Here is a 19,556-nt window from a genome sequence, read left to right as displayed (position 1 = left end):
CATCTGTCATGCAGGCAGGGAATCACAGATCAAGCCACAGGGGTATCCTGAATCGGGAATGGCGCAACGTGCTCTAGGGCAGCCTTGTTCCGGTCCGGCTGCCTGCCCGGCCCCGGAACCGGCGGGGCCTGAAGAAAGCCGAAGCTGACGCAGCCGCTCTTGCCGTTTGTCGCATCGCGCCGCCGATGCGCCCGGGACAGACGCTTCAGGCATCCCCTGCGCGGGATGCCGGGGCGGGGCGGCGTTGGCGCCCTGCCCGCCGGGACAATGAGGCACGAAAGGCCGCAAGGCGTCATCCCGCCCTTGGTCAGGCCGCAGCCCGCTAGCTTGTCCCCACCGGAAAAGCGCGGCGCATGGCGCGGCGAGGACAGCCGCGAAGGATGTTTCAGCCCGAACCCGCCGTCATGGGATCCGCGACGCGATGGGCGCCAGCCGCGGTCCCACCGCGTTCATCACGTGTTCGTGCGTCCGCAGGGATGCGGCCTGAATGGCGGGCGCCGCCCCGTCAGGTCATCGCGCGGCCCCGGCCTTGGGCGCCGCCTGCGGCACGCGGTCCAGCATGGGGGTGAAGATCGCGTCGATCATGCTGCGGAAGGGATCGGGGGTCAGGCCCGCGCCCACCAGCGCCTCGTCGGCGCTTGCCAGCAGGGCGCGGCAGCGGCGCAGCGCCTCGTCGGCGCCGTAAACCGCCAGATAGGTTTCCTTGCCGGCATCCTGGCGGCAATCCTTGCCCGTCGCGGCGCTGTCGGACAGCATGTCGATCAGGTCGTCGGCGATCTGGAAGGCCTGTCCCAGATCCTCGCCGAAGCGGCGCAGCAGGCTGCGCTTGTCGTCCTCGCGCCCGCCCAGGATCGCCCCGGCCTCGACCGCGGCGCAAAGCAACGCGCCGGTCTTCAGCGCATTGATGCGGGTGATCCGGCCAAGCGCGTCGCCCCCGTCGTCGGCGTCGGAAAAGCCGTTCAGGTCCAATTCCTGCCCCGCGACCAGCCCCTGCCAGCCCATCACGCCCGACAGGATCGCGACCAGGGCGCCGCGCTGGCGGTCGTCCATCCCCTCCAGCCCGTTGGCGATCGAGATCGCATGGTTCAGCAGCCCTATGGCCGTCAGGATCGCCGTCGCCTCGCCAAAGCGGGCATGGGTCGTGGGCCTGCCCCGGCGCAGCAGGGCGTTGTCCATGGCCGGCAGGTCGTCCACGATCAGGGAGGCGGTATGGACCATCTCCAGCGCCACGGCCATGTCCAGCACGGCATCGCTGTCGGCGGCGTCGCCTGCCACCAGATGCAGCAGATAGGGCCGCAGCCGCTTGCCGCTGGACATCGCGTCGCGCGCCGCCTCGGCCAGCCGGGCGGGGGCGGGGGACAACTGCGACAGGTGGCGCGCGATGCGCAGGTCAAGCTGGCGCACGAAGCCTGCCTGGGCATCTGGATGGCGGGATGCGGCGTTCACCTTGTCTATTGCCTGTTGGTGCATGAGACTGGTCCTTCAGGGCTGGCGTTGCGGCCCGACAGGGACAACGCGAAACGACGAGGGCTGCCGCAGATGACCCACCCCGATCCGTCACTTGGGAAAGACGACACTTCCGATCTCACACTCACCTCTCGCAAGGAACAGCATCTGGATGTCGTGCTTGCCGGGCAGGCAGGCGCGACGGTGACGACCGGGCTAGAGTCGGTCGCATTCGAACACGTCGCCCTGCCCGAAGTTTCATGGCATGACGTCGATTTGTCCACCGAATTTCTGGGACACCGGATCGGCGCGCCGGTGATGATCGGGTCGATGACCGGCGGCCCGAGCCGCGCGGGCGCGATCAACCGCACGCTGGCGCAGGTCTGCCAGGGGTTGCGCCTGCCCCTGGCGGTCGGCTCGCAGCGCGTGATGATCGAGGGGGGCGCGGCGGCCGGGCTGGACCGCAGCCTGCGCAGCCTCGCCCCCGACATTCCCATCCTGGCCAATTTCGGCGCGGCGCAGCTGAACCGGGGCTTTGGACGCGACCAGGCCCTGCGCGCCGTCGAGGCCATCGGCGCCAATGCCCTGATCCTGCACCTGAACCCCCTCCAAGAGGCCGTCCAGGCCGAGGGCGACCGCGACTGGCGCGGCCTGACCGCCAAGATCGGCGCCTTGGCGCGCGGCCTGCCGGTGCCCGTGGTGGTGAAAGAGGTCGGCGCGGGCCTGTCCGGCACCGTTGTCGGCCGGCTGGCCGACGAGGGCGTGACGATCTTCGACGTGGCGGGCGCGGGCGGCACCGACTGGGCGCGGGTCGAGGCGGCGCGCGCGCCCGACCGCGCCTCGGCCCAGGTCGCCGCCTGCTTTGCCGGCTGGGGCATCCCCACGGCCGACGCGATCCGCGCCGCCCGCCGGACCGCGCCGCAGGCCACGATCATCGGCTCGGGGGGGATCGTCACGGGCCTGGACGCGGCCCGGGCGATCCGGCTGGGCGCGGATCTGGTGTCGCTGGCCGGGGCGGTGCTGACCTCGGCCCTGGGAGGGCCCGAGGCGCTGGAACGCCAGCTGGACGTGGTTCTGAAACAGCTTCGCACCGCCTGCTTCTGCACCGGCAGCGCGGATCTGGCCGCCTTGCGGCGCGCGGCCCTGGTCAGCCGCGACCCGGCGGCCACATCCGCGACCACACCCCGTCCCGCCGGATAAGCGCGTGTTGCAGGGCGGCCCCCGCATGCACCGCCAGCACCGCGATCAGCAGAAAGGCGGCGGCCTGATGCAGGGCCGAGGCCGCGTCCGCAAGACGCTCGGACCTGCCGATCCAGGGGCCGAAACCCAGCCTGTCCAAAAGCTCGACCGGATAGCCGCCGGCGCGGACCCGGACAAAGCCGCTGACCGGCATCACCACCAGCAGGCCATACAGCATTCCGTGCGACAGCGCCGCCGCGCGCCGCTGCCATCGCGGGATGCTGTCCGGCAAGGGCGGCGGGCGATGCGTCAGGCGATAGATCACCCGCACCAGGATCACCGGGATCAGCAGCGCGCCGAGGTTCTTGTGCAGGACGAACAGCGCGTCCTGCACGGGCCTCGGCAGCCCTTCCTGCACCATCACCAGCCCTGCGGGAATCATCGCCAGAACGGCGGCGGCCACGATCCAATGCAGCCATCGGGCGGTCGGTCGGTAACCTTGCAGGCGGTCTGGCATCGCGCGAAATCCCCCCCGGCGATGCTAGCGGACGCGCAAGGTTTTGAACAGGGGCGCAAAATCCCGTCTTGACGCGTCTTGCGGCTGGCCTAGGCTTCACTCATGCGCGACCGTTCTCCGATCTCCGCCAGGCCGCTTGCGCCGCCCCCCGCCCGGGCGGCGGGTCTTCCGATCACCCGGCGCGGCGTCATGGCCGGGCTGGCGGGCCTTGCCGCCTGCCGCGCCCCCGCCGCATGGGCGCAGACCCCTGTCGGACTGCAACTGTCCTGGCTGCATTCGGTCCAGTTCGCGGGCAGCTATCTTGCGCTGCGCAACGGCTGGTGGCGGGACGCGGGGCTGGAGGTGTCGCTGCTGCAAGGCGGCCCGAACGCCCCGGTTGAGCCGCCGGTGGTCGCGGGCAACGCGCTGGTCGGGATCTCGGCCGCCGATTATGCCGCCGCGGCGGTGGCGCAGGGGGCGCCCTTCAGGATCATCGGCGTGGCGATGCAGAAGAACCCGTTCGTGATCGCCTCGCTGCCCGGCAACCCGATCGGCACGCCGGCCGATCTGCCGGGCAAGCGCATCGGCATGGCGGTGGCGAACACGCCCGTGCTGCAAGCCCTGTGCCGCCTGAACGATGTCGATGTCAACGCGGTCCGTATCGTGCCCACCCAGTATTCCGCCCAACCCCTGATCGCGGGCGAGGTCGACGGCCTGCTGTGCTGGGAAACCGACCTGCCCGTCGCCATGGCGATCCAGGGGATCGCGGCGCGAACGATGCTGATGGCCGATCACGGCTATGCGCTGCATTCGCAGACCTATGTCGCCACCACCGACAGCCTGTCCCGCCGCCGCAAGGATCTGGTCGCGCTGATGGCGGGCGAGGTCCGGGGCTGGAACGCCTATCGCGCCGACACGGATGCGGCGGCGGACCTGACGGTTGCGATGTTTCCCGATGCCGGGCTGGATCCGGCGGTGCAGCGGCTGCAAGCCGAACGGCAGGTGCCGCTGATGTTTTCGCCCCTGACGGATGCGCATGGCTTCGGCTGGTGGACCGACGAAGGGATCGAGGCGAACATCCGCACCCTTGCCCTGCTGGGCCGGACGGTCACGCCCGACCTGTGGGACCGATCCATCCTTGACGAAATCCATGCCGGATAGACCGCCCGTTCCGATCACCTGCGCGGGCCTGACCAGGATCCATGACAATGGCGTCGCCACGCTTGATCCCCTGGATCTGACCTTTGCGCCGGGCCGCACAACGGCGCTGATCGGGCCGTCGGGCTGCGGGAAATCGACGCTGCTGCGCCTGATCGCCGGGCTGGACCGGCCCTCGGCGGGCGAGGTGCTGATCGGCGGGCTGCCGCCCGCCCGCCAGGCCGCGCGCGGCGCGATCGCGATGGCCTTCCAAGACCCCTCGCTGCTGCCCTGGCTGACGCTGCGCCGGAACATCGCGCTGGCCCGCAAGCTCGCGCGCCGGCCCGCCGATCCCCGGCTGGTGGACGAACTGATCGGGCTGGTCGGGCTTGAAGGTTTCCAGGAAACCCGCCCCGCCGCATTGTCGGGCGGAATGCGCCAGCGCGCCGCCATCGCACGCGCCCTGGCGACCCGGCCGCAGGTGCTGCTGCTGGACGAACCCTTCGGCGCGGTGGACGAGCTGACCCGCCGCCAGCTGGCCCGCGACCTGCCGCCGTTGTGGCATCCGCTCGGCACGACCACGCTTCTGGTCACCCATTCCGTGGACGAGGCCGTGCTGCTGTCCGACCGCATCGTCGTGCTGTCGCCCCGCCCCGCGCGCGTGGTGGCGGACCTGGCCGTGCCCCTGCTCCACCCCCGCCTGCCGCAGGTCGCCGACACCGCAGCCTTCCGGCGCATCGCCGCGCAGGCGCTGGCGGCGCTGGCGCAAGGCGTGGCCGACAGCCCGGCGCTGGCCGCGCAATGACCGCGCTTGCCCGCCGGGCGGGACCGCCGGTGCTGTTTCTGGCCTTGTGGCAGCTGGCGGCAGCCGCGGCGGCGGGGCGGTTCCTGCTGGCCGGGCCGGGCGCGGTGGGGGGCTGGCTTGCGGACAACCCGGGGCTGGTCGGGCGCGCGCTGTCCGCCACGCTGGCGAATGCCGCCTGGGGCTTTCTGGCCGGAAACCTGGCCGCCGTCGGGATCGCCGCCGCGGCGATGCTGTGGCCGCGCGCGCTGAACCTGCTGAGCGGGCTTGCGCTGGTGGTCTTCTGCCTGCCGCTGGTCGCCACCGGCCCGATCCTGCGGGTGATGATGGGCCCGGGCGACGGCCCGCAGATCGTGCTGGCGGCGCTGGCCGTCTACTATACGACGCTGGTTCCGCTGCTGGCGGGGATGCGGGCCGCGCCCGCGGCCTGGTTCAACCTGGTGGCGCTTTACGGCCGGGGACGGCTGGCCGCGCTGATCCATGTCCGCGCCCGGGCTTGCCTGCCCTATCTTCTGGCGGGGTTGCAGATCGCGGCCCCGGCCGCCTTCCTGGGCGCCATGGTGGGCGAGTTCACAGGGGCCGAGCGCGGCCTGGGCGTGCTGACCATCCGCTTTACCCGCGACCTGAACGTGCCCGCCTTGTGGGCCGTGGCCACCGTCGCGGCAGCCGTGTCGATCGTCGCCTATCTTGGCATCGGCGCGCTTGGCCGCCGCTTCCTTCTGGAACGCCCGCCCGTGATCCTGGCGCCGCCGCGCTTGTCCCGGGGATCGGCGGCCCGCCGCCTGGGCGGCGCCCTGACGCTGACGGCGGCGGTGCTGATCCTGTGGTGGGGCGGGGCCTGGGCCTTCGGACTGAACCCGTTCTTCGCCAAGCGCCCGCCCGACCTGCTGGCGGCGCTGACCGTCGCCCCCGAGGCCGCCGCCGCCCGGCAGGCGCTGTTGGAGGCGGCGGGCCAGACGGCGGTTCTTGCCTTGCCCGGCTATCTGGCGGGGCTGGCGCTTGGCGCGGGGATCGCGGTCATGCTGTCGCTGGTCCCGGTGCTGTCGGGGCTGGTGACGCCGCTTGCCGTCGCGCTGCGGTCGGTGCCCATCGTCGCCACCGCGCCGCTGGTCGTGCTGCTGCTGGGCCGTGGCGCCGCGGGCACCATCGCGCTGGTGGCGCTGATGGTGTTCTTTCCGACCTTTGTCGCCTGCCAGCACGGCCTGCGCCAGGCGCCCGGCCAGATCCTCGACATCCTGCGCGGCTATGCCGCCGGACGGCTGGCGCAGCTGGTCCATGTCCGCATCCCCGCGATGCTGCCCGCCTTTTTCGCATCCGCCCGGATGGGCGTGCCCGCCGCCATTCTGGCCGTCACCGTGGCCGAGTGGCTGGCGACCGGGCGCGGGCTTGGCAACCTGATGACGCTGTCGGCATCGCTGTCGGACTATACGATGCTGTGGCTGACGGTGGCGCTGGTCACGGGAGCCTCGGTCTTGTGCTACGCCGCCGTCGCCTTTGTCGAACGGCGCGTGCTGCGCGTCTTCGCGCCCGAGCAGGTGGACCGATGACCCCCTGCCCCGCCGCCTTCGCCATTCCCGGCGACATCGCCACCCTGACCGGCGGCTATCTCTACGAACGCCGCCTGCTGGAGGGGCTGCGCCGGATCGGCCACGACATGGCCCACCTGCAACTGCCCGCCAGCTTTCCCGACCCCTCGGCCCGCGACATGACGGCGGCGGTCGGGGCGCTGGCCGCCCTGCCCCCCGACCGGCCGCTGATCCTGGACGGCCTTGTCTTCGGGGCGATCGACACCGCGGGCCTGGCCCGGGTCCGCGCGCCGGTGGTGGCGATGGTCCATCATCCACTGGCCAGCGAAAGCGGGCTGGACCCGGCCCGGCGCGACCATCTGTTCCGCACCGAGCGCGACAATCTGCGGCTGGTCCGGCATGTCCTGGTGCCAAGCCCGCACACCCGGCGCATCCTGATCGAGCGTTACGACGTCGCGCCCGCCCGCATCACCGTCGCCCGCCCCGGGGTGGACCGTCCCCGCCTGCCCGTCGCGCCGGCGTCGCCCCCGCTGATCCTGTCCGTGGGCATCCTGCATCCCCGCAAGGGCCACGACATCCTGATCGACGCGCTGTCGCGCCTCATGGATCTGGATTGGCAGGCGGTGATCGCCGGCAATTCCTGGGACGCCGTTCATGCCGACGCCCTGACGCGCCAGGTGGCGGCAAGCCCCGCCGCACCGCGCATCGCGCTGGCCGGGCAGGTCGCCCCCGGCGCGCTGGAACGGTTGTATTCGCAGGCCGCCGTTTTCGCGCTGGCGACCCGATATGAAGGCCACGGCCTTGTCTTCGACGAGGCCATGGTGCGCGGCCTGCCGGTCGTCAGCTGCGCCACGGGCGCGGTTCCCGACACCGTTCCCCCCGCCGCGGGCCTTCTGGTGCCGCCCGACGATCCCGAAGGATTTGCCGCCGCGCTGCGCAGGGTGGTGGAGGATGGCGCGCTGCGCCGCGCCCTGGCCGATGCCGCCATGGATGCGGGACGCGCCCTGCCGGGATGGGATCACACGGCCGCCGTGGTCAGCGCGGTTCTGGCCAGGGCGCGGCCCTGACGGGACCGGCGCCCGCGGTTTCGTGGCGCCGATCGTGCCTGGCCCTTTTCCCGTGGCCCTGTTTTCAGCGGAGAATAGGACCAAGGACAGGCGCCGGACCCATTGATCTTCCTGACGCCGCCACACCCGGGCCGGTGAAACGCATGGATTTCCTTGCCCGCCCGGTCATGGACGCCCGTTCAACCGCACTGGATGGTTGCTGAAGGTCGGTCCTGCGGCCTCGGCGCGGGGAAAAAGGCCCGCGCCGGTGCGCGGGCCTTGCCGGTTCAGGCCGCCGCCCGTTCGGCGGCGGCGTTGATGACGGCCTCGGCCAGGCTCGTCAGCTTCTCGTCCGTGGCCGACTCCTCTTGCAGGGTCTGGTCCAGCAGCGAAACGGCCTCGTCCATGCCCAGTTGCTGCGCCCAGGCCTTCAGCGTGCCGTAGCGGGTGATCTCGTAATGCTCGACCGCCTGGGCGGCGGCCAGAAGGCCCGCGTCCAGCGCCGGGCTGCCCTTGAACTCCTCGGCGATGTCCTCGGCTTCGGAGATGATGCCTTCGATGGCGTCGCAGGTCTTGCCGCGCGGGCGCTTGCCGATCAGCTCGAAGACCTGGGACAGGCGCTCGACCTGGCCCTGGGTTTCCTCCTCGTGCATCTTGAAGGCGGCCTTCAGATCCTCGCTCTGAGCGGCGCGGGCCATCTTGCGCAGCGATTGGAGGATCTTGCGCTCGGCGTAGTAGATGTCCTTCAGCGTTTCGTGAAACAGCGTGTCCAGCGTCTTGTCGGCCATGGATAAGCTCCTCGTGTCTTTCGGTGCGCCGCATCGGGTCGCGGCGCGGGACGCCCTTCCAACCATTCGCGGGCGGGTCCGTTCCCTTGGCCAGGCAACGCGATGACATTTATCAATCAGGGGAACCTGTCATCACCGGAACCACGGCATCGTCACAAGCCGGGCAGGCTCAGGGACAGCTGGCGCGCCTCGGGTTCGGCACCGGCCCCGGTCTCCAGCGAGGACAGGGTGACGCCCAGCAGGCGCACGCCCTTGCCGACGGGAAACAGCGGGTGCAGCAACTGAACGGCCACCGCCTCCAGATCGCGGGCGTTTCGGACCGGGCCGGGCAGCGTCCTGCTGCGGGTGATCTGCTGGAAATCGGCGTATTTCACCTTCACCGTCACCGTGCGGCCCGTCAGCCGCTTGCCTTCGCAATGCCCCCACACCTTGCCGGCCAGAAACGCGATCTCGCGCCGCGCGTCGTCGAACCCGTGGATGTCGGCGGCAAAGGTGTCCTCGGCTCCCACCGACTTGCGGATCCTGTGCGGCTCGACCGGGCGATGGTCGATGCCCCGAGAGATGCGGTGATACCACGCCCCCGCCTTGCCGAAATGATGGCGCAGGAAGTCCGGGGACCGGGCGCGCAGATCGGCGCCGGTGACGATGCCCAGCCGTTCCATCTTGGCCGCCGTGGCGGGGCCGATGCCGTGGAACTTCTTGACCGGCAGCGCGGCCACGAATTCCGGGCCGCGCGCCGGGGTGATGACCGCCTGGCCGTTGGGCTTGTTCAGGTCGCTTGCCAGCTTCGCCAGGAACTTGTTGTAGGAAATCCCGGCGGACGCGTTCAGCCCCGTCACCTGCCGGATCCGGTCGCGGATCATCAGCGCGATGGTGGTGGCGACCGGAATGTCCTGCTTGTTCCGGGTCACGTCCAGATAGGCCTCGTCCAGCGACAAGGGCTCGATCAGGTCGGTGTGTTCGGCAAAGACCTCTCGGATGCGGGCGGACACGGCGCGGTACACCTCGAACCGGGGGCGGACGAAGATCAGGTCGGGGCAGCGGCGGCGCGCCGTGACCGAGGGCATGGCCGAGCGGACGCCGAAGGCCCGCGCCTCGTAGCTGGCGGCGGCCACCACGCCGCGTGCGGCCGATCCGCCGACCGCCACGGGCTTGCCGCGCAGGTCGGGATTGTCGCGCTGTTCGACGGACGCATAAAAGGCGTCCATGTCCACATGGATGATCTTGCGCAGGGCCGGTTCTTCGGCGCGATCCTCGTGGTTCTCGGGTTCCGCCATGTCGGGCCTTCCATCCTGCCATCGGCCAGCGGGATCCATCCTATCCGACCGCGGTTCGGAAACAAAGACGGAACATCGCCCGGCGCCTGCAACCAGCCGCAATGCCAGAAGTTTCCCCCGAAACGGCAAAGGAAACACGGGCATGACGTTTGGGACACAGCCGGGCAAGGGCGGCAAGATCGACAAGGGGCTGATCTACGGCCCCCCGGGCGAGCGGACGGTTCACCTGTGCATCGACATGCAGCGCATGTTCGACAAGGGTTCGCCCTGGGCGGTGGAATGGCTGCGCCGGGTTCTGCCGCAGGTCTGCCAGGTGGTCGAGCGCTGGCCCGCGCAAACGGTCTTCACCCGCTTCATTCCGCCCGAGACGCTGGACGACGCCCCCGGCACCTGGCGCCGCTATTACGAGAAATGGCCGCAGATGCTGCGCCAGTCCATCGACCCGGACTGGCTGCGGCTGCTGCCCGAGCTTGAGCTGCACCTGCCCGCCGCGCGGATCTTCGACAAGCCGGTCTATTCGCCCTGGATGGACGGCCGGCTGCACCGGATGCTGCAAGAGGACGGCATCGACACCTTGGTCATGACCGGGGGCGAAACGGATGTCTGCCTGCTGGCCGCGGTGATCGGGGCGGTGGATCTGGGCTATCGCGTCATTCTCGTGTCGGACGCGCTGTGCTCATCGACCGACGAGACCCATGACGCCACGATGGAAGTTTATGCCTACCGTTTCGGCCGGCAGATCGAGATCATCGAGACGGACAAGCTGCTGACGGCCCCGGCATAGGGAACGACCGGTTTTCGCGCATGTGCCGAAGCCCGGTCCGGCGCGGGCCGCCGGTTTCGCCGCGCCGTGACCCGGATGCGTGAACGGTCGGGTGAAGAAGGTCTAAGCACTTCTTGGGACGGGCATGGGGAAGGGGCTGTCCGGGACGGCGCCCGTTTCCCGCCCGTTCGGGCGCGCGAACGGCGCCCCCCGCCGCCTTGCCGACCCGCCGCCTTGCCGAACGGCTGTCTTGACGAACGGCCGTCTTGCCGAACGGCCGGCCGCCTAGGGCTGCCGGCACTCGAAGCGTTCGGACAGATCGCGGAACACCTGGGCGATGGCCAGTTCGACCTCCAGCCCCTCGACAATGACGGCGCCGGGGTCTTCCTGGCCGTCATGCATGACCTGGCGTTCCGCCAGCCAGTCGCACAGCGCCGCCCGGCCTTCCGCGTTCAAAAGACCGGGCAGCGCCTCGATCAGCTTGCCATAGGCGATCAGCCTGGCGTCGGCCGTGTCCGCCATGGTCTCAGTACCCGCCCGGGGGATCGCTGGCCGGAAAGGATTCGTCCAGGGTCTCGTCCACGCGGTCCCAATGGCGCGGGGGCGCGGCCATTTCCCGCGGTCCCGCAGGACGGACGTAACGGTAATCTTTTTCCTCGTCGCGGCTGGACAGGGCCTTGCCGATCAGCCCCCCCACCATCATCAGCGCGCCGCCCGCAATCAGGATGTCGCAGTTTCGCATGGTCTTGCTCCGATCTTGTCGGGGTCAAACGATGCCGCGCGGGGACTTGTTCCCCGCCGCCGGTCCGCAGATCAGGCCGCGGAATTTTTCCGACTGATAAACAGCAAGGTGGAAACCCATTGCCGCGATGGCGGTTCTGCAAGGGCATCCCGCCCGCCGGACCGGGCGGCCATTCACCAGAAATCAAGAGGCCGCAGATGCGCGACTATCCCAAGCCACCGTTCCCCAGGCAGCAGCAGGAACTGCCCGGCAGCTTCCAGAAGATGGATCCCAAGCCCGACCACGGCGAGGAAAGCTGGCGCGGCGCGAACCGGCTGGAGGGGATGAAGGCCCTGATCACCGGGGGCGACAGCGGCATCGGCCGCGCGGTCGCCATCGCCTATGCGCGCGAAGGGGCGGACGTGGCGCTGTCCTATCTGGACGAAACCGAGGACGCGCAATCCACCGCGCAACTGATCCGGGACGCCGGGCGCGAATGCCTGACCTTCGCGGGCGACATCTCGGACCCGGAGCACTGCCGCAGGATCGTCGCCGAGACGGCGCAAAAGTTCGGCCGCATCGACATCCTGGTCAACAACGCCGCCCACCAGGAAACCTTTCACACCATCGAGGAGATCCCCGACGAGGAATGGCAATACACCTTTGCCACCAACATCCACGCGATGTTCTACCTGACCAAGGCCGCCGTGCCGCACATGAAGCCGGGGTCCGCGATCATCAACACGGCGTCCATCAACGCCGACGATCCCAGTCCGAACCTGCTGGCCTATGCGACCACCAAGGGCGCGATCCAGAACTTCACCATGGGCCTTGCGCAGATGCTGGCCGAACGCGGCATCCGCGCCAACGTGGTGGCCCCCGGCCCCGTGTGGACCCCGCTGATCCCCGCCAGCATGGAGCCCGAGAAGGTGTCCAAGTTCGGCGAGAACTATCCCATGAAGCGTCCCGCCCAGCCGGTCGAGCTGGCTTCGGCCTATGTGATGCTGGCCGAACCGATGTCCAGCTATGTTTCGGGCGCGACGATCGCCGTGACCGGCGGCAAGCCGATGATCTGACAAGGGTGGAGAGGACATGACGCGACACTGGGGCGGGCGCTGGTCCGGGGACGGCTGGACGGCGCGGATCTGGGCACCGGACGCCGGGCAGGTCGGATTGGTCCTGGACGGGCAGCATCATCCGATGGCGCGCCGGGCGGACGGCTTCTGGTCGGTCACGATCCCGGCGCGGGCGGGGAACGAATACCTGTTCCGCATCGACGGGCAGGACATCCCCGACCCGGCCTCGCGCCTGCAAGCGGGCGACGTGCATGCGCCCTCGGTGGTGACGCGCCCCGCCGACCCTGCCGGGCAGAAGCCCTGGCAGGGCCGGGACTGGGCCGAGGCGGTGATCTATGAATTGCATCTGGGCACCTTCACGCCCGAAGGCACGCTGGCCGCGGCCGCCGAAAGGCTGGCGGATCTGGCCGGCCTTGGCATCACCGCCATCGAGATCATGCCCATCGGCCAATGGTCGGGCGACCGTGGCTGGGGCTATGACGGCGTGCTGCCCTATGCGTTGCACCCGGCCTATGGCAGCCCCGAAGACCTGCACCGGTTTGTGGATCACGCCCATTCGCTGGGGCTGATGGTCATCCTGGATCTGGTGATGAACCATTTCGGCCCCGAAGGCGCCTATCTGCACCACGCGGCGCCCCGGTTCTTTGACGAAAGCCGCCACACGCCCTGGGGCGCGGCCATCGACTTTTCGCAACCCGCCGTGCGCGAATACTGGATCCAGTGCGCGGAACACTGGATCGGGGAATACCGGATGGACGGGCTGCGGCTGGATGCCGTCCACCAGATCACCGGGCCCGGCGCGGATGACTTCATGCGCGAATTTGCGCAGCGCGTCCGCGCCGTGGACCCCGCGCGCCGCATTCACCTGATCGTCGAGGACGAGCGGAACGAGGCGTTCCTGCGCGAGAACGGCTACGACGCCAGCTGGAACGACGATTTCCACCACGCGGTCCATTGCCGGCTGACCGGGGAATCCGACAGCTATTACGCCAGCTTCTCGCATGATCCGGTGGGCGACCTGTGCCTCGCCTTGCAGCGCGGCCACATCGAGGAAGGCCAGCCCCGCCCCGGCCGGGACACCCCACGAGGAGAGCCTTGCGGCCATCTGCCGCCCACGGGCTTTGTCAACTCGGTCCAGACCCACGACCAGGTGGGCAACCGCGCCAAGGGCGAACGGCTGCTGTCGCTGGCCGACCCCAGGGGGGTGCGCGCGGCTTATGCCCTGCTGCTGGTCGCGCCCTATATCCCGATGATCTTCATGGGCGAGGAACGCGGCGCCACTACCCCCTTCCTGTTCTTCGCCGACTATGCCGGCGACCTGGCCGAGGCCGTGCGCAAGGGCCGCGCGGCGGAATTCGCGGGCATCGCCAGCCTGGGCGACGAGGTGCCCGACCCCCTGTCGCCCGACACCTTCCAGCAGTCCAAGCTGGACTGGTCCGATACCGACGCGGCCCGCGGCTGGCTGGACCTGACGCGCCGGGCGCTGGCATTCCGCGCGGATCACGTGGTGCCGCTGCTGAAATCCGGGCGCAGCGCCCCGGCCGAAGTGGCGCGCATCGGCGCGGACTCGCTGGCCGCGACGTGGCATTTCAACGGCGGCGCGCTGCGCCTGTGGCTGAGCCTGGGCCAGGTTGAACCGGATCTGAAACCGCCGCAGGATGAAGCCTTCTCCGTTGGCCGTGTCGGCCTTGATCCCTTTGCCCTTTCTGTCACCACAAGGCCAAAATGACCCCTGACATTCCGACCGCGACCTATCGGCTTCAACTTCGCGAAGGCGTTGACTTCGCGCGGGTCCGCAACCTGCTTCCGTATCTTGCGGACCTCGGGATCTCGCATCTGTATCTGTCGCCGATCTTCACCGCTTCGACGGGATCGACGCATGGCTACGACATCATCGACCCGACGCGGATCGACCCTGCCCTGGGCGGGCGCGAAGGGTTCGAGGCGCTGGCCCGCGCCGCGCGGGCGCGGGGCCTGGGCATCATCCTGGACATCGTGCCGAACCACACGGCCTTCACGCTGGAAAATCCCTGGCTGCTGGACGTGCTGAAGCAGGGGCAAAGCAGCCCCTATGCCCGACACTTCGACATCGACTGGGCCGCGGGGCCGCTGGTGCTGCCCTTTTTGCCGGAACCCTTCGAGAAGATGCTGTCGGACGGCGCCTTCAGCACATCCGACGGCTTCTGGCGCTTCGGCGACGTGTCCGTGCCGCTGGCCGACGCCGACGCGGCAACCGGCGACCTGCGCGCCCTGCACGACGCGCAGCATTGGCGGCTGGTGCATTACGACCAGGAACGCGACGGCATCACCCATCGACGCTTCTTCAACGTCACAAGCCTGATCGGCATGCGGGTCGAGGACCGGCAGGTCTTCGAGGACACGCACGGCCTGATCTTCGATCTGGTCCGTTCGGGGCTGGTTCAGGGCCTGCGGGTCGATCACATCGACGGGCTGGCCGATCCGCAGACCTATCTGGACTGGCTGCACGAGGCCCTGCCCGACACGCCCGTCTGGGTGGAAAAGATCCTGGTGGGCGACGAGACCCTGCCCCCCGAATGGGAAACGGTGGGCACCACGGGATACGAGGCCGCGCGCCTGATCGCCCGGCTGCTGACCGATCCCGCGGGGATCGAGGAACTGGACGCCACCTGGCGCAAGGCGACCGGCATCGACACGGATTTCCGGGCCGAGCTTCGCCGGGCCAAGCTGGACGTGCTGGACAACGAACTGGCCGCCGAACGGCGTCAGTTGCGCGACATGGCCGCCGCCGCCGTCAAGGGCTCGCCGGTGGCCGAGCCGGGACCGGAATCGCTGCGCGAGGCGATCACGGCGCTGCTGGTCGCCATGCCGCGATACCGCAGCTATGTCACCGACACCGCCCGTCCCGCCGACCGCGCGCTGTTGCGCGCCATCGCCGACGACGCGGCGCAAGGGCTGCGCAGCCGCGCGGTTGTCGATCTGCTGGTCGATCTGATGCTGGACCCCCGGACGGACGAGGCCCGCGCGCTGGTCCGCCGGTTCCAGCAGGTATCCGGCGCGCTGCTTGCCAAGGCGCAGGAGGACACGGCGGGCTTCCGCTGGACGCGTTACCTGCCCGCGAACGAGGTCGGCGCCGAACCCGACGAACCCGTCGTCACGGCCGAGGAAGCCGATGCCTTTCTGGCCCGCCGCCGCGCGTCGGACATGACGCTGGTTTCCACCCACGACACCAAGCGGTCGGGCGATTCCCGGATGCGGCTGGTGGCGGTCAGCCACCTGCCCCGGGCCTTTGCGGCGCTTTACGACGCGGCGGGGGCCCTGCCCTCGGCCCCGGCGGTGGAGCCGCGCTGGCGCTGGTACATCGTCCAATCGGCCCTGGCGATCTGGAACGGCGATGCGCAGGCCGGCGCGGACCGGCTGAACCGCCACATCGAAAAGGCCATGCGCGAGGCCAAGCTGACCAGCTTCTGGTCCAATCCCGACCAGCAGGCCGAGGCCGCGGCCCATGCCTTTGCCCGCGACCTGCTGGACGCCTGGCAGCGCAAGCCCGATCCCGCCCTGCAATCCCTGCTGGACCGCGGCGAGGCGCTGGCCTTCGCGCAGTTGGCCTTGCAGATGCTGATGCCGGGGTTTCCCGACATCTATCGCGGCGACGAGGCCGGGCTTCTGGCGCTGACCGATCCCGACAACCGCCTGCCCGTGGATTGGGACGCGCTGTCGGCCCGGCCCGATCCCGACGCCAAGCTGCATTGGACGCGGGCGCTTTTGTCGCTGCGCCGAAGCCACGGCGATTTCCTGAAGGACGCCGATGCGCAGGTCCGCATGGACGGAAGCGGCCTTCGGCTTGTCCGCAGCCTTGGCGACCGGCATCTTGCGATGGCGTTTTCATCCAAGCCCCCGGCGCGTGACGGAGGGGATCTGGCGCGTGCCTTTGCGGATGGCAGTCACGTCCGGGTGACGCTCAACCCGGTCAGGACTCTGGATAATTTTTGAAAGGATCAGGAACAATCCGACGTTGCGTTGGTTGCTGGAACGTGTCGGCCTCGGGCCGGCCGCACCTCCCTCGAAAAGGATCGTCCCGGTGACCGACCAGCAGCCTTCGTTGTCCAGACCGACGCGCCCCGATCCCGGCGTCGCCACCATCCTGCTTGCGGGCGGCAAGGGCACCCGGCTGCATGACCTGACCGCCGCCGAAAGCAAGCCCGCCGTGCCCTTCGCGGGCCGCAACCGGATCGTGGACTTCGCCATGGCGAACGTGGTGCGGTCGGGTCTGGACAGGCTGCTCGTGGCCACGCAATTCGCGCCCGCGACGCTGAACCACCATCTGCCCGCCCGCTGGGGCGGGCATTTTCCGCAAGGCGGGATGCTGCTGCGCGACGGGCGCGACCGTTACCTGGGCACCGCGGACACGGTGCGCCAGAACTGGCGGCAGGTCGGAGAGTGGGGATCCGACCAGGTGCTGGTGCTGGCGGCGGACCACATCTACGACATGGATTACGCCGGGCTGATCGCGGCGCATCGCGCCTCGGGGGCCGCCGTCACGGTGGCGGTGGACGTGGTGCCCCGGACCCAGGCCTGCGGCTTTGGCGTGATGCAGACCGGCGACGGCGGGCGCATCCTGTCATTTCTGGAAAAACCCGCCGACCCGCCAGCCATTCCGGGCGAACCCGATCGGGCGATGGTGTCCATGGGCATCTATGTGTTCGACGCGGCCTGGCTCAAGAACGCGCTGTTCGGTTCCAACATCGAAGCACTCGACTTCGGGCACGAGATCATCCCCGCCGCCGTCGCGCAGGGGCTGGCCATGGCCTATCGCCTGCCCGCCGGTCCGACTGGCCTGCCTTATTGGCGCGACGTGGGCACGCTGGACGCCCTGCGCCAGGCGCATCTGGATTTCGTGACAGCCAGGCCGGCCCGGCTGCCGCGCATTTCTCCCGCGTCGGAATGGCATCTGGGGCGCGGCAGCGTGATGATGCCGGGCGCGGCGGTGCCGCCCTCGGCCCGGCTGACCTGCGCCATCGTCGCGCCCGGCACCCGCGTCCCGCATGGGCTGGTCGTGGGCGAAGACCCCGACGAGGACGCCCGCTGGTTCCGCCGCGAAGGGCGCACGGTGCTGATCACGCAAGCCATGCTGAACCGGCGCGAGGCCCTGCGCATTCCCGCTATCCTGCCTGCGCGTCAGGGCGTCGCCCTGCATCCGCGCGATGTCGCCTGAAACCGGATTGACCATGAACGACATGAAGCAAACACCCTCCTTCGATCAAAGCGTCATGCGCCCCGACATCCTGGGCGCGGAATTCCTAGGCGAAGGCACGAACTTTGCCCTGTTCTCGGACCACGCCACCCGGGTCGAGCTTTGCCTGTTCGACGATTCGGGCCAGCACGAGCTGCACCGCCTGGAGCTGCCCGAGATGGAGGGCGGGATCTGGTTCGGTTATCTGCCCGGCATCGGTCCAGGTCAGGTTTACGGCTATCGCGTGCACGGTCCCTACGAACCCGAACAAGGCCACCGCTTCAATCCCAACAAGCTGCTGCTGGACCCTTATGCCCGCGAATTGCGCGGCCAGATCCGGTGGGACGACGCGCTGCACGGCTATCAGGTGGGCGAGGACGACCTGAGCTTCGACACCCGCGACAGCGCGCCTTTCATGCCCAAGGCGGTGGTGGTGGACGCCAAGTTCGACTGGGACACCGACCGCGCGATCCGCAAGCCCTGGCAGAACACCGTGATCTACGAAGCCCATGTCAAGGGCCTGACCCAGATGCATCCGGGCGTTCCCGAAGCCGACCGCGGCACCTTTCGCGGCCTTGGCAGCGATGCCGTGATCGAGCATCTCCAGCGCATCGGCGTCACCGCGGTCGAGCTGCTGCCGATCCACGCCTTCGCCAATGACCGCTTCCTGGTGGAACGGGGGCTGTCTAATTATTGGGGCTATTCCACCCTGTCCTTCTTCGCCCCCCATGCCCCTTATCTCAAGTCCGGCCAGATCCGCGAGGTCAAGGAGGCGATCCGCAAGCTGCACAAGGCCGGGATCGAGGTGATCCTGGACGTGGTCTACAACCACACGGCGGAAGGCAATGAGCTGGGCCAGACCATGTCGCTGCGCGGCATCGACAACGCGTCCTATTACCTGCTGTCGCCCGACAACCCCCGGCACGGCTTCGACACCACCGGCACCGGCAACACGCTGAACGTGGCCCACCCGATGGTGCTGCGCATGGTCATGGACTCGTTGCGCTACTGGGTCGAGGCGATGCATGTGGACGGCTTCCGCTTCGACCTGGCCTCGACCCTGGGGCGCGAGCCGCAGGGGTTCGAACGCGACGGGTCGTTCTTCAACGCCATCCGCCAGGATCCGGTGCTGTCGGGCGTCAAGCTGATCGCCGAGCCCTGGGACATCGGCGAGGGCGGCTATCAGGTGGGCGGCTATCGCTGGCCCTTCCGCGAATGGAACGACAAGTTCCGCGACGACACCCGCGCCTTCTGGCGCCGCGATCCGGGGCTGGTGCCGGCCATGGCGGAACGCCTGGCGGGGTCGCCCGTGCAGTTCAACCACAGCCATCGGCCCGCGACCTCCTCCGTGAACTTCGTGGCGGCCCATGACGGCTTCACCCTGTGGGACACGGTCAGCTTCAACGACAAGCACAACGACGCCAACGGCGAGGAAAACCGCGACGGCCACGACCACAACCTGTCCGACAACATGGGGGCCGAGGGCGCGACCGACGATCCGGGCATCATCGCGGCGCGCATCCGCCGCGTCCGCGCCATGCTGGCAACCGTTCTGCTGAGCCAGGGCGTGCCGATGATCCTTGCGGGCGACGATTTCGGCAACACCCAGGACGGCAACAACAACGCCTATTGCCAGGACAACGCGATCAGCTGGCTGGAATGGGACAAGGCGCGGGACGAGGTGCGGGCGGCCGTTCAGGCGCTGTCCGCCTTCCGTCAGGAGGTGTCGCTGTCCCAATCCCGCTTCGGCGTCGCCCCCGCCGATGCGGACGACCGCCACCCCGTCATCGAATGGCTGCATCCGCGCGGCGGCGCGATGGAGGAAGGCGACTGGCAGGACGGAGAATTGCGGTGCTTCGGGCTACGGCAGGCCTTGCCTGGCGGCGCGAATGTGGTGATCGTGGTCAATGCGGGCGAGGACGCCGAATTCGCCCTGCCCGAGGGCGAATGGACGCTGCGCATCGACACCTCGGCGGAGGAGGTCGCGCAGGACCGTCCCGTCAGCGGCACCCTGCCGGTGCCGTGGCAAACCGTTATGGCGTTTGTGCGTTGATCGAGACACCGCATTCGTAAACCAGAGGAGAGAA

At 69.4% G+C, this 19,556-nt stretch carries 17 protein-coding genes; 11 read left to right on the top strand and 6 right to left on the bottom strand.

Annotated elements, in window-relative coordinates; genetic code table 11:
- Positions 1-510: 510 nt before the first annotated feature.
- Positions 511-1,470: a polyprenyl synthetase family protein gene (locus ACFOM8_RS14795; protein WP_377762628.1), complete on the bottom strand. Its 960-nt coding sequence runs from the start codon at positions 1,468-1,470 to the stop codon at positions 511-513.
- Positions 1,471-1,539: 69 nt separating this feature from the next.
- Here ACFOM8_RS14795 and fni point away from each other — a divergent pair, with 69 nt between their 5' ends.
- Positions 1,540-2,646, top strand: coding sequence for a type 2 isopentenyl-diphosphate Delta-isomerase (gene fni, locus ACFOM8_RS14790; RefSeq protein ID WP_377762626.1), 1,107 nt, complete (start codon positions 1,540-1,542; stop codon positions 2,644-2,646).
- On the opposite strand, the gene ACFOM8_RS14785 is transcribed toward fni, so the two are convergent.
- Positions 2,594-3,142 carry a cytochrome b gene (locus ACFOM8_RS14785; RefSeq protein ID WP_377762624.1) on the bottom strand — a complete coding sequence of 183 codons (549 nt, stop codon included), beginning with the start codon at positions 3,140-3,142 and terminating at the stop codon, positions 2,594-2,596. The two genes, fni and ACFOM8_RS14785, sit on opposite strands and share 53 nt — an antisense overlap.
- A gap of 189 nt (positions 3,143-3,331) precedes the next feature.
- On the opposite strand from ACFOM8_RS14785, the gene ACFOM8_RS14780 reads away from it, so the two are divergent.
- The 4 genes from ACFOM8_RS14780 to ACFOM8_RS14765 are packed head-to-tail and all read left to right on the top strand — an operon-like array spanning position 3,332 to position 7,653.
- A complete protein-coding gene (locus tag ACFOM8_RS14780) occupies positions 3,332-4,282 on the top strand; it encodes an ABC transporter substrate-binding protein (protein WP_377762639.1) in 951 nt (316 codons plus the stop codon).
- Entirely contained in the window at positions 4,272-5,063 is a 792-nt protein-coding gene (locus ACFOM8_RS14775; protein ID WP_377762622.1) for an ABC transporter ATP-binding protein, read from the top strand. The genes ACFOM8_RS14780 and ACFOM8_RS14775 overlap by 11 nt, the downstream gene beginning before the upstream one ends.
- Positions 5,060-6,607 (top strand): ABC transporter permease, encoded by a 1,548-nt coding sequence (locus ACFOM8_RS14770; RefSeq protein ID WP_377762620.1) that lies wholly within the window; start codon positions 5,060-5,062, stop codon positions 6,605-6,607. The genes ACFOM8_RS14775 and ACFOM8_RS14770 overlap by 4 nt, the downstream gene beginning before the upstream one ends.
- Complete coding sequence (locus ACFOM8_RS14765) at positions 6,604-7,653, top strand: glycosyltransferase family 4 protein (protein WP_377762618.1); 1,050 nt, start codon at positions 6,604-6,606, stop codon at positions 7,651-7,653. Before ACFOM8_RS14770 ends, ACFOM8_RS14765 begins: the two co-directional genes overlap by 4 nt.
- Before the next feature lie 266 nt (positions 7,654-7,919).
- On the opposite strand, the gene ACFOM8_RS14760 is transcribed toward ACFOM8_RS14765, so the two are convergent.
- Positions 7,920-8,420, bottom strand: a complete 501-nt coding sequence (locus ACFOM8_RS14760) for a YciE/YciF ferroxidase family protein (protein WP_377762616.1) — start codon at positions 8,418-8,420, stop codon at positions 7,920-7,922.
- A gap of 152 nt (positions 8,421-8,572) precedes the next feature.
- Entirely contained in the window at positions 8,573-9,697 is a 1,125-nt protein-coding gene (gene dinB / locus ACFOM8_RS14755; RefSeq protein WP_377762614.1) for a DNA polymerase IV, read from the bottom strand.
- A 142-nt stretch (positions 9,698-9,839) separates the two neighbouring features.
- On the opposite strand from dinB, the gene ACFOM8_RS14750 reads away from it, so the two are divergent.
- A complete protein-coding gene (locus ACFOM8_RS14750; RefSeq protein WP_377762612.1) occupies positions 9,840-10,481 on the top strand; it encodes a cysteine hydrolase family protein in 642 nt (213 codons plus the stop codon).
- Positions 10,482-10,745: 264 nt separating this feature from the next.
- Here the strand turns inward: ACFOM8_RS14750 and ACFOM8_RS14745 are convergent, their stop codons facing one another.
- A complete protein-coding gene (locus ACFOM8_RS14745; RefSeq protein WP_377762610.1) occupies positions 10,746-10,982 on the bottom strand; it encodes a hypothetical protein in 237 nt (78 codons plus the stop codon).
- 4 nt (positions 10,983-10,986) lie between these two features.
- Positions 10,987-11,202 carry a hypothetical protein gene (locus ACFOM8_RS14740; RefSeq protein WP_377762609.1) on the bottom strand — a complete coding sequence of 72 codons (216 nt, stop codon included), beginning with the start codon at positions 11,200-11,202 and terminating at the stop codon, positions 10,987-10,989.
- Between the two features lie 197 nt (positions 11,203-11,399).
- Between ACFOM8_RS14740 and ACFOM8_RS14735 the strand changes: the two genes are divergently transcribed.
- The 5 genes from ACFOM8_RS14735 to glgX all read left to right on the top strand — a co-directional run bounded on the left by ACFOM8_RS14735 (position 11,400) and on the right by glgX (position 19,522).
- Positions 11,400-12,257 (top strand): SDR family oxidoreductase, encoded by an 858-nt coding sequence (locus ACFOM8_RS14735; protein ID WP_377762607.1) that lies wholly within the window; start codon positions 11,400-11,402, stop codon positions 12,255-12,257.
- Positions 12,258-12,273: 16 nt separating this feature from the next.
- Positions 12,274-13,986, top strand: a complete 1,713-nt coding sequence (gene treZ / locus ACFOM8_RS14730; RefSeq protein ID WP_377762605.1) for a malto-oligosyltrehalose trehalohydrolase — start codon at positions 12,274-12,276, stop codon at positions 13,984-13,986.
- Positions 13,983-16,229 (top strand): malto-oligosyltrehalose synthase, encoded by a 2,247-nt coding sequence (treY, locus tag ACFOM8_RS14725; RefSeq protein WP_377762604.1) that lies wholly within the window; start codon positions 13,983-13,985, stop codon positions 16,227-16,229. The genes treZ and treY overlap by 4 nt, the downstream gene beginning before the upstream one ends.
- A gap of 88 nt (positions 16,230-16,317) precedes the next feature.
- Positions 16,318-17,451 carry a sugar phosphate nucleotidyltransferase gene (locus tag ACFOM8_RS14720; protein WP_377762602.1) on the top strand — a complete coding sequence of 378 codons (1,134 nt, stop codon included), beginning with the start codon at positions 16,318-16,320 and terminating at the stop codon, positions 17,449-17,451.
- A 13-nt stretch (positions 17,452-17,464) separates the two neighbouring features.
- The gene (gene glgX, locus ACFOM8_RS14715) at positions 17,465-19,522 is read left to right on the top strand and encodes a glycogen debranching protein GlgX (RefSeq protein ID WP_377762600.1); all 2,058 of its coding nucleotides are present in this window, start codon (positions 17,465-17,467) and stop codon (positions 19,520-19,522) included.
- Positions 19,523-19,556 lie beyond the last annotated feature (34 nt).

Origin of the sequence: Paracoccus angustae (genome assembly GCF_042648745.1) — a bacterium.
GTDB classification, from domain to species: Bacteria; Pseudomonadota; Alphaproteobacteria; order Rhodobacterales; family Rhodobacteraceae; genus Paracoccus; species Paracoccus angustae.
Note: the sequence above shows the minus strand (reverse complement) of the source record. Positions and strands in the feature narration are given on the sequence as shown.

Bases quoted from the DNA above. Each gene is read 5' to 3' on its own strand.
- ACFOM8_RS14795 (WP_377762628.1), bottom strand. From the start codon at position 1,470: ATGCACCAACAGGCAATAGACAAGGTGAACGCCGCATCCCGCCATCCA.
- fni (WP_377762626.1), top strand. From the start codon at position 1,540: ATGACCCACCCCGATCCGTCACTTGGGAAAGACGACACTTCCGATCTC.
- ACFOM8_RS14785 (WP_377762624.1), bottom strand. From the start codon at position 3,142: ATGCCAGACCGCCTGCAAGGTTACCGACCGACCGCCCGATGGCTGCAT.
- ACFOM8_RS14780 (WP_377762639.1), top strand. From the start codon at position 3,332: ATGGCCGGGCTGGCGGGCCTTGCCGCCTGCCGCGCCCCCGCCGCATGG.
- ACFOM8_RS14775 (WP_377762622.1), top strand. From the start codon at position 4,272: ATGCCGGATAGACCGCCCGTTCCGATCACCTGCGCGGGCCTGACCAGG.
- ACFOM8_RS14770 (WP_377762620.1), top strand. From the start codon at position 5,060: ATGACCGCGCTTGCCCGCCGGGCGGGACCGCCGGTGCTGTTTCTGGCC.
- ACFOM8_RS14765 (WP_377762618.1), top strand. From the start codon at position 6,604: ATGACCCCCTGCCCCGCCGCCTTCGCCATTCCCGGCGACATCGCCACC.
- ACFOM8_RS14760 (WP_377762616.1), bottom strand. From the start codon at position 8,420: ATGGCCGACAAGACGCTGGACACGCTGTTTCACGAAACGCTGAAGGAC.
- dinB (WP_377762614.1), bottom strand. From the start codon at position 9,697: ATGGCGGAACCCGAGAACCACGAGGATCGCGCCGAAGAACCGGCCCTG.
- ACFOM8_RS14750 (WP_377762612.1), top strand. From the start codon at position 9,840: ATGACGTTTGGGACACAGCCGGGCAAGGGCGGCAAGATCGACAAGGGG.
- ACFOM8_RS14745 (WP_377762610.1), bottom strand. From the start codon at position 10,982: ATGGCGGACACGGCCGACGCCAGGCTGATCGCCTATGGCAAGCTGATC.
- ACFOM8_RS14740 (WP_377762609.1), bottom strand. From the start codon at position 11,202: ATGCGAAACTGCGACATCCTGATTGCGGGCGGCGCGCTGATGATGGTG.
- ACFOM8_RS14735 (WP_377762607.1), top strand. From the start codon at position 11,400: ATGCGCGACTATCCCAAGCCACCGTTCCCCAGGCAGCAGCAGGAACTG.
- treZ (WP_377762605.1), top strand. From the start codon at position 12,274: ATGACGCGACACTGGGGCGGGCGCTGGTCCGGGGACGGCTGGACGGCG.
- treY (WP_377762604.1), top strand. From the start codon at position 13,983: ATGACCCCTGACATTCCGACCGCGACCTATCGGCTTCAACTTCGCGAA.
- glgX (WP_377762600.1), top strand. From the start codon at position 17,465: ATGAACGACATGAAGCAAACACCCTCCTTCGATCAAAGCGTCATGCGC.